Below are 8728 nucleotides of genomic sequence, written 5' to 3'. Positions count from 1 at the left end.
ACCGCAGATTGATTGTTTTCATAGGCTTACCTCCTGAAAATCGGAGAGGCGGACAGCTCGTCCGCTGTCCGCCCCTCGCTGAGATAAGGGAAATGATCCCTTTCACTTGGTAGCCAGAAAACAGGTCATTCGTTAAGCCTGTTCTCAAAGAAATTTATAAATTTTTTTCTGACCGCCTCCACACTTTGATACACAGCCACTTTGGAGCAGCCGCACAGCACACCGATCTCTGCAAGGCTCAGTCCGTCAAGCGCATAGAGCAGGAACCGGCGGCGCTGGGCCTCGGTACAGGTGTCCAGAACAGCCATCAGCTCATGCAGCGTTTCCATGCGGCAAAGGTATTCCTCCGGCGTTTCGCCGTAGACCCCTACACCCTCGGTGGTAATGATGTACTCGTCAAACTCCCGGCCATCCCAATGCCGCCGCTGTTCATGGAACAGGTTCTCCGTTTTATGATCGGCCCGGTCGAGAAATTCATAGACTTCCAGCGTAACCTCCACGGCCACAGCTTGTCCGTTATAATTGATGGTAACTTCCATCTGCCTTTCCTCCATTCAGATTTTTTGGGTAAATCTGAATGGGGCGGCGGAGAACGGCACTGGGGCCAGGGTTCGGGCCATGTTGGCCCGATGTTCCGGCCCCATAGGTATGAAAAAGCGCCCGGACAGCAGAAAGCTATTCGAGCGCAAAAACTCCAATATTCACTTACAGAATGACAATTTTCGCACCGGCTGCCAGACGGGGGCTGTCCGGTGGCCGGGCTTTTTTTGACGATAGTGCAAATATCGTCTGAATTTGTCGGCGGTCAGTGTGCTTCATGGCGGCTCCCTCCTAAAGCCGCCGTGTCAGCGTATAGGCGTCACTCCTTTGTCGAGGGCATAAGAAACGGCGGCCTTGATTTTGTCAAAGCCGCCGAAAGATCGAGTGTAGGGCATGGCGATTGCCTGCTGAACGACGGCTTTTTTTCTTTTGCCGTCGTCCGGCAGATAAAGTTTCTATTCTACTTATTTTTCCAATGTTATCGGAATTATTTCTTTTCTCATAGCCTGAGAGGTAATAAACACATACAAGAGATAAATAAGTGTAAAAATCAGTAAAGCACTCAAAACCACAAGTGCTATCAATGCGGTCAGATTATCAAATACAGGCACATCATAAGAAGCTACAAAAAGCGTGTGGCACATTGTTTTTAGTAAGCAACTACCAATGACTAATGCAGGAATAAGAGGCAATACGAAGTAAAGAAATATATGCTCCCTCAACATTTTTTCGAGAACAACCACCTCATTTCCCAGCGTTCGCATTACATCATATTGACGCTTTATTGTTTTGACTTCCGTCAAAAGTTGAACAGCAAGTATTACAATGCTAATTATGCCGATAACCAACGACAAATAGCACAATGGCAAAATGATTAAAATGGCTTGGCTGGTAGGCGTACTTGCCAATTTGCCCGTGTAATAATAGTTTCCTTTATCGAGGATTTTTGTTGTGTATCCGTTTTCCCCTGAAGTAACCACATTGGAGTTCAATGGCCTAACTTGCGGAAATTCGCTTTCCAATTCAGACATATCAATCACTGTTTCAGATTGAACAACATAGAGGCTGTACATCGCTTCCATATTTTCAATATAGTGATCCGGGACAACGATTACAAAGTCTTGGCCGTTACCATATCCACCATACTGTGAAAACGCCTCGGTAAAAATATCCTTGCAAACCAGAGTGCCTTTTTCAATCTGCAAATTTGTAAATGTATCTTTCAGATATGGCAGACAATGAATGATGTATTGTTCTTCTGACAATGGGATTTGAGGCAGGCCCAACATTGCTCGCAAATTACAATAATCACTATATTTCATAAAGGCATCGTATTGGTTTTCTGCAATAAAATAGTCATTGATTGATACGGTTTTGTCTGCCCTGTTCCAGTATTCTGTTAAGACACGATTTCTAATGTCGGTAAATTGTGTGCTTTTATCTGTATATAAGCAATAGGAATATTGATCGTCTACATCAGTGCGCTCATTCAAAAATAAGGAATATTGGCTATAATCACCGTTCTCACCTACATGAACAATCGCAAGGTCGAATGGCTGCAAAACAACTGCTTTCTCCATGACCTGATAAAAAGCATTTGTCATACCGATACAAACGATGGTGCAGGTGAATAAAATTGAGATAACACCTAATGAGAAACTCATTTTGTTGGATTTTGAAAGGAACATTCGTAAGGTAACTAAACGACTTCCTTTGTATTTCCAGTTCCGAGATTTATTGAACATTTCGTGTATGATATAAATAAATCCTCGAAAGAAGCACAACAGCCCTAACATTGCTGAAACTGTACCTGCGGTAATGCTTGCCACTGTCTGTTTTGTTCCCGCAAACGAATAGAAACTTACAATGAGCATTACCACGGAAATCAACAAAAAGATGAAGCCAGTTTTAGATTGATGTTCACGAACACTACTGTTATTCCGACTGTAATTCAACAGATCTATCAATTTAACCTTTTGTACTTTTCTATTTGTCTTAACCAGTGCGATGATATAGACAATGCAAAATTCGATACAAGTCAAGCCGACTGCTTTTACAGAAAGAAAAACTAACAATGTTTCTTGAAAGTGGAATAAATTTGAAACAAAACTTTCTAATATTTTAGAAACTAAAATTCCAAAGCCAAAGCCCAAAATAATAGCCACAAGGCCGAAAAAAGCATTTTCCTTAAATATCATTTTGCAAATGTCGCTTTTTTCTACACCCAATATCATATAGGTGCTAATTTCCCTGCTGCGACGCTGCAAGATGAAGTCCATCATGTAACTGATAAACCACCCAAGTGCAAATACAACGATGGCAGAAAAAAGGGTGGCAATTACGCCAATATCACCGTTTCCACTCTCGGCAAATAAACGAAAAAGCTGCTGCATAGTACGAGAAACAATAAGAGAATTGAACGCATACATAAGGGCAACAACGCCGATAAGGGAAAACCAAAAAATCTTGTATTCACTTAACTGCCGTTTCATATTACGATGTGAAAGACTTGCCAGCATAATTTCAATTCCCTCCCATCATGGTGAGGACATCCAAAATCTTGTTAAAGAAAGTTCTGCGAGGATCGTTGCCTTTGCGAATTTCCGTGAAAATCGTTCCGTCGCGCAAAAAGAGAATACGATTTGCATAGCTTGCAGAAAAGGCATCGTGCGTCACCATTAGTATGGTCGCCCCCAGCATTTCATTGATACTCTGGATAGTGGAAAGCAGCATTTGGGATGAGTGGCTGTCCAGTGCGCCGGTGGGTTCATCCGCCAGAAGCAGCTTGGGGCTGTTGATGATGGCTCTGGCACAAGCGCACCGCTGCTTCTGGCCGCCGGACACCTGATAGGGGTATTTATCCAGAATATCCATGATGTTCAGTTTTTCAGCCATTTTCCGCACCCGTCCGTCGATCTCACCTGCGGGAACCTTGTTGATAGTCAGTGCCATAGCGATGTTTTCGGAGATGGTCAGTGTGTCCAGCAGGTTAAAGTTCTGAAACACAAAGCCCAAGTTTTCCCGACGAAACCGGGCAATCTGTTTTTCATTTATCTCTGTCACATCAGTTCCATCCAGATAGATATGTCCTGCGCTGACCGTATCGATGGTGGAAACGCAGTTGAGCAGGGTGGTCTTGCCGGAGCCGGATGCGCCCATAATCCCTACAAATTCCCCCTCCTGAACGGAAAAGCTGATGTCTTGAATGGCTTTTGTGACATTCCCGCCATTCCCGTAATATTTCTGGATATGTTCCAGCTTCAAAACTTCTTTCATAGTATTATCACCTCTGATCCTATTGTAAAATAATATGAGCGCCGTTTGTATCAAGTTTTCTTACGCAGTTCTTACAGAAATGTAAGAAGTGCAGAGCCTATCAGCCCTGCACCCCGGTCACAAAATCGTTGATATGGAAGGAAAGTGAAATGGTGGTTCCTTTCCCTTCGGAACTTGCTGAAATACCTATTCCCAGCTTGTCACAAAGTCGCCCGCAAAGATACAGGCCAATCCCGGTAGAACTATGGATCGTCCGTCCGTTCTGTCCTGTAAATCCTTTCTCGAAAATACGGGGCAAATCACCTTGTGGTATGCCTATGCCGTTGTCCGAAACTGACAGGATAATGCTGTCAGATTTTTTGACAGCAAAAAAATGTAAAACTGGGTGGTCTGCTCGGTATTTCACTGCATTGCTGATAAGCTGGTCTAAAATAAACCGCAGCCACTTATCGTCTGAATAAATACTGTACTTCACATCCTCTACGGTAACGGCCACATTGTTTTGCCTCAGAAAATATTTATTGTCTGCGATTGCTCCATGTACTACATCGCTAAGACTGATTTCCCGGACAGAATAATCCTTTTCCGTATGCTCACTGCGGGCATAGTATAAAGCCTGTTCCGTAAAACGGTTGATATTTTCCAGCTCCGCCATTAACTCTCTGGTAAAAGAACAGCGGTTATTCTCGCAAATCAACCTTATAGCTGTGATCGGCGTTTTTACTTCATGTATCCATTGCTCAATGTATTCCTTGTATTCCTGATGTTCCCGCTGAACCTCTCCAATCTGCTCCAACATAGATTTTCCGGCCATTTTCAAAAGCCGATAGTAGACCTGATCCTCCGCCTGCTCCGGCAGCTCCATCACTTCAGAAATAAGATAGCGTTCAGAAAGCTGTCCGGCCATGTCCAGAAGCTGCCGCATTTGTCGGCTCCGTTGCCAGTAAGTGAGGAACAGTCCTGCCAGCAAGATTAGCGTCCATACTGCCAAAATCAAAAAAACCTCAGAAATAGAATTACCACATACCAGCAGGAATACAGTGAGCGCCACCATGCAGATCAGGTTAGTCAGTAGGAAGGGAACTCTGTTTTTCCAATATTGCCTGCGGTTCATATCGTGTACCCCTGTCTGTGCTTTGTCTTGATGAAATCAGTCAGTCCGATACCCGCCAACTTCTCCCGGATACGGTTGATGTTGACACTCAGGGCATTATCATCAACATAAAGCTGATTATCCCAAAGGAAATCCACAATATCACTGCGAGGACATATTTTCCCTGCGTCCTTAAAAAGATAGTAAAGGATTTTCAATTCGTTTTTCGTCAACTCGGCTTTTTGTCCGTTGTATTCTATATAGCTGCTCTCTAAATGTAAATCTGCACCACTCCATGAAAGTACTTCCGTCTGCCCGGAAGCATACGCCCGCCGCAATAAGGAAGCAATCTTTGCAAGCAAGATTGCTGTATTATAAGGCTTAGTAATAAATGCGTCCCCGCCCAGCATGATACTGTTCAATTCATCCATATCTGTGTTGCTGCTTGTTACAAACACAATAGGAATATCGGAGAAACTACGAATTTGTGAACAGATTTCAAAACCGCTGTTTCTTGGCAGTTTTATATCCAGCAAAACAAGATGAGGCGCAAATGCCTTGAACTGCTCAATTACTCTTGAAAAGTCATTTACAGCGTCAACCTCATATCCATTACCCGACAAAAGGGTTTTCAACTGTGTTTGTATTGTCAGGTCATCTTCTACAACTAATATCCTCATTTCTCCGTTCCTTTCGGCCTCTTATATCGTCTATCGGCGGGTTTGGCTACATCCTTGGGGAGCAGCCAAACACCTGCCATTTTCACAGCGCCGGGGATACGCCCCTCAACGCAGTAATAGTTGATTTGACGGGACGAAACGCCCCATTTCTCACTTGCCTCTTTGAGTGTCATGTAGTCCATATTCGCACCTCCGACAACATTTTTCATTATATTTCATTTGCTCGAAGGACGCAAGACAGGAAATATGTCGGAAGTGTAAAAAACAAACAGAGGCCGCGAGTAGCAGCCTCCGCTTGCAAAAACTATTGATAAATCAGCTCTGTTAGAACAATTTCCTCCACCTGTGCTTTCAGCGTGTTCATCAGCCCCACCCAGCGCATGGGGTCACGGGCTTTCAGTTCCTCGGTGACGCCTGCCGCCTCCATCATACGGGGCAGCATGGCGTCCATTCGTTCATGCGCCGCCCGGTCAATCTCCAACAGGTGCGGGTACAGCTTTTCGCTCAAAATCAAGCTGCTGTAAAGGCCGGGCCGGTGTTCCTTCAGGTAGCGTTGCCGCATACGGCCATACTTGCCGATGGGGGCCTCCGGCTGCTCGGAAAGTTTCAGGTCGGGGATGTAGTAATCTCCGCAGCGGGTGTAAGTCAATTCGCTCATGTTCATTCTCCTTCGCACTGTGATGGTTAAACTGCGGCACTGGCCGATACGGTGGCCTTGCGCGGCTCCTGCCTGGGTAACTGGCTGACGGTGGTAAAAATGCCCTTCTCCATGTCCTCAGCCCGGATAGCTGCCTTTGCCGCCTCCATTTTTGCTTTGCGCTTGGCGTTGTAGCGTTCTTCCCATTCCTTTTGCTTGCCGTTGGCCTTGCGGCGCAAGTAGTTTTGGTGAAGCCTATCCTTGCGTTCCTCCTTCTTCCGCAGTTCTTCCTGTTCCTCCGGGGTCAGGGGAACCGGCTGCAAGGCAGGAGGGATATAGCGGCCCACAAAGTTGAAGTAGATTTCAACCTCCTGTGTGGTATCCTGGCTGCCTTTGCGGGCGCGTTCATGGACAAGGATTTTCTCTACAAACTCGTTGAGCATGGTGTTTGTCAGCGTGTCGAAGTTCTCGTACTTGTCAATCAGGGCAATAAACTTCTCCGCAGATTTCCGGCTCTGCTCATAGCCGGTAACGGCCTTTTCCAATTCCACGATTTCCGCATTGAGGGCGTCCTGCTCTTTGGCGTACTGTGCGTCCAGGGCCTCATACCGGGCGTCCGGCAGCTTACCCAGGGCGTTGTCCTCATAGATTTTGCAAATCAGCTTTTCCAGTTCCCCGGCCCGCTTTTGGGCGGCGGCCAGCCGTTTCCGCTTCTTGGATATGTCGGCGGTCTGCTGGGCTACCTGCGTTTCCTGGACGGTGCGGATAAACTCGGCCCGGTCATTCCTGGAATACTCCGCGATGGCCCGGAGCATATCGGCAATCAGGGTCAGAACAGCTTCGGCCTTGATACGGTGCTGTGTAGGGCAAAGGGAGCCGATAGGATACTTCCCATACTGGCCGCAAGTGTACTGCGGGACGCGCTTGCCGTTGTATGTGCGGTGAACATACATCTTGCCGCCGCAATCGGCGCAGTACATCAGGCCGGTCAGGGGATGGGACTCCCCAAAGCCGTCCGGGTAGCGTCTGGCGTTTCCCCGGATACGCTGTACATTGTCAAAGGTTTCCTGGTCGATAATGGCCTCATGGGTGTTCTCAAAAATCGTCCATTCGCTTTCGTCAACATAGTGACTTTTCTTGTCCTTAAAGTGCTTGCGGGTTTTGAAATTGACCGTATGGCCTAAATACTCCTGTTTTTTCAGGATTTCAACAATGGTAGAGGCACTCCAACGATAAATATCCGCAAAGGCCTTATTCTTGTTCACTCCCTCGCCATAGCGGGCAAGGTGAACGGCTGGCATTTCAATTTTTTCTTCTGACAACTTGGTTGCGATCTGATAGGGGCCGTAGCCCTCCATCGCAAGCGCGAAAATATGGCGTACCACAGCGGCGGCTTCTTCATCCACAAGCCAGTGTTCCCGCTTTTCGTCCCACAGATAGCCGTAGATAACGGTGCCGGTCAGGTGCTTGCCGCTCATGCCTTTGGACTTAAACACAGAGCGGATTTTCCGGCTGGTGTCGCGGGCGTAAAATTCGTTCATAATGTTGCGGAACGGGGTAAAATCATCATCGCCGTTCAGACTGTCCACACCGTCATTGATGGCGATCAGCCGGACACCGCGCTGCCGCAAAATCTCCATGACCTGACCGACTTTCAGATAGTCGCGTCCCAGGCGGCTCATGTCCTTTATGACGATGGCCTCCACCCGTCCGGCCTCGACTTCCTCCATCATCGCCAGAAAGCCGGGACGATCAAAGCGGGTTCCCGATACGCCGTCATCGGTGAAGTGGGTAGGGTTCGGCAGTCCATTCCGGCGGGCAAACTCCTCTAACATCTGCTTTTGGTTGGATATGGAATTGCTCTCGCCCTGTAACTCATCGTCCCGGCTCAGGCGCTCGTACAGTGGGGTGATTTTTTCGTTTCTCATAGCTGTACCTCCTGAAACAAAAATGCTCTAAGTGATTGCTTCACTAACCATGACAAAATCATGATTAAGAAGTCACTTAGAGCATATATCACCGCTGGCGAGCTTGTATTTCTTATACTGCCTCACGGCGAAGTGCTGGGGGCTGCGACGTTCCAACCCGTCAAACATATAGTCCACCGCATTTTTGAAGGTTTCGTCATCCTCCCGGACTTCCATGCTGTTTATCATTTCCACCAGCGTATTCATGTTGCGTTCTTCCTCCGGCCCCTCAAAGACGATGTAGGCCACAAGGGCGCAGTACAAGAGGGTTTCAGCTTTAGTCCAGAACTCGTCGCCCTCCTTGCCGTCGCCTTTGGTGTTGGCAATCAGGGCGGTAACGAATTTCAAAACATCGCTTTCCGTCTTGATATAGGCCAGCGGATTGTAGTGCATGGATTTTGAAAAGTCGATACTGTTGAATACCCGCACCCTGTATTTCTCCCGTTGCAAAAACCGCCCGCACTGGTCGAGGGTGCCGCCCTTCGGGTCTACCACCACATACGAGGAATGGGCTTGAAGGAGCTGCGGGGTCAAC

The 8728-nt window shown here is 47.1% G+C and carries 8 protein-coding genes and 1 pseudogene; all 9 read right to left on the bottom strand.

Going from position 1 to position 8728, the window contains the following annotated elements:
* Window positions 1-125 precede the first annotated feature (125 nt).
* A complete protein-coding gene (locus PG722_RS13425) occupies window positions 126-539 on the bottom strand; it encodes an RNA polymerase sigma factor (protein WP_007860240.1) in 414 nt (137 codons plus the stop codon).
* Between the two features lie 465 nt (window positions 540-1004).
* Window positions 1005-3032, bottom strand: coding sequence for an FtsX-like permease family protein (locus tag PG722_RS13420; protein ID WP_270580841.1), 2028 nt, complete (start codon window positions 3030-3032; stop codon window positions 1005-1007).
* 31 nt (window positions 3033-3063) lie between these two features.
* A complete protein-coding gene (locus PG722_RS13415; protein ID WP_270580840.1) occupies window positions 3064-3816 on the bottom strand; it encodes an ABC transporter ATP-binding protein in 753 nt (250 codons plus the stop codon).
* A 100-nt stretch (window positions 3817-3916) separates the two neighbouring features.
* Window positions 3917-4930, bottom strand: coding sequence for a sensor histidine kinase (locus tag PG722_RS13410; RefSeq protein WP_173867788.1), 1014 nt, complete (start codon window positions 4928-4930; stop codon window positions 3917-3919).
* Entirely contained in the window at window positions 4927-5589 is a 663-nt protein-coding gene (locus PG722_RS13405) for a response regulator transcription factor (RefSeq protein WP_270580838.1), read from the bottom strand. The genes PG722_RS13410 and PG722_RS13405 overlap by 4 nt, the downstream gene beginning before the upstream one ends.
* On the bottom strand, window positions 5586-5771 hold the full coding sequence (locus tag PG722_RS13400) for a DNA-binding protein (protein ID WP_270580837.1): 186 nt from the start codon (window positions 5769-5771) through the stop codon (window positions 5586-5588). The genes PG722_RS13405 and PG722_RS13400 overlap by 4 nt, the downstream gene beginning before the upstream one ends.
* 122 nt (window positions 5772-5893) lie before the next feature.
* Window positions 5894-6247, bottom strand: a complete 354-nt coding sequence (locus PG722_RS13395; RefSeq protein ID WP_270580836.1) for a TnpV protein — start codon at window positions 6245-6247, stop codon at window positions 5894-5896.
* A gap of 26 nt (window positions 6248-6273) precedes the next feature.
* The gene (locus PG722_RS13390) at window positions 6274-8154 is read right to left on the bottom strand and encodes a recombinase family protein (protein ID WP_270580835.1); all 1881 of its coding nucleotides are present in this window, start codon (window positions 8152-8154) and stop codon (window positions 6274-6276) included.
* 90 nt (window positions 8155-8244) lie between these two features.
* Window positions 8245-8728: pseudogene (locus tag PG722_RS13385) on the bottom strand (type IV secretory system conjugative DNA transfer family protein); the annotation flags it as partial.

This window comes from Butyricicoccus sp. OF27-2pH9A, assembly GCF_027693185.1.
Lineage (GTDB): Bacteria > Bacillota > Clostridia > Oscillospirales > Butyricicoccaceae > Agathobaculum > Agathobaculum butyriciproducens.
This window is presented reverse-complemented; position numbering and strand designations above follow the sequence as displayed.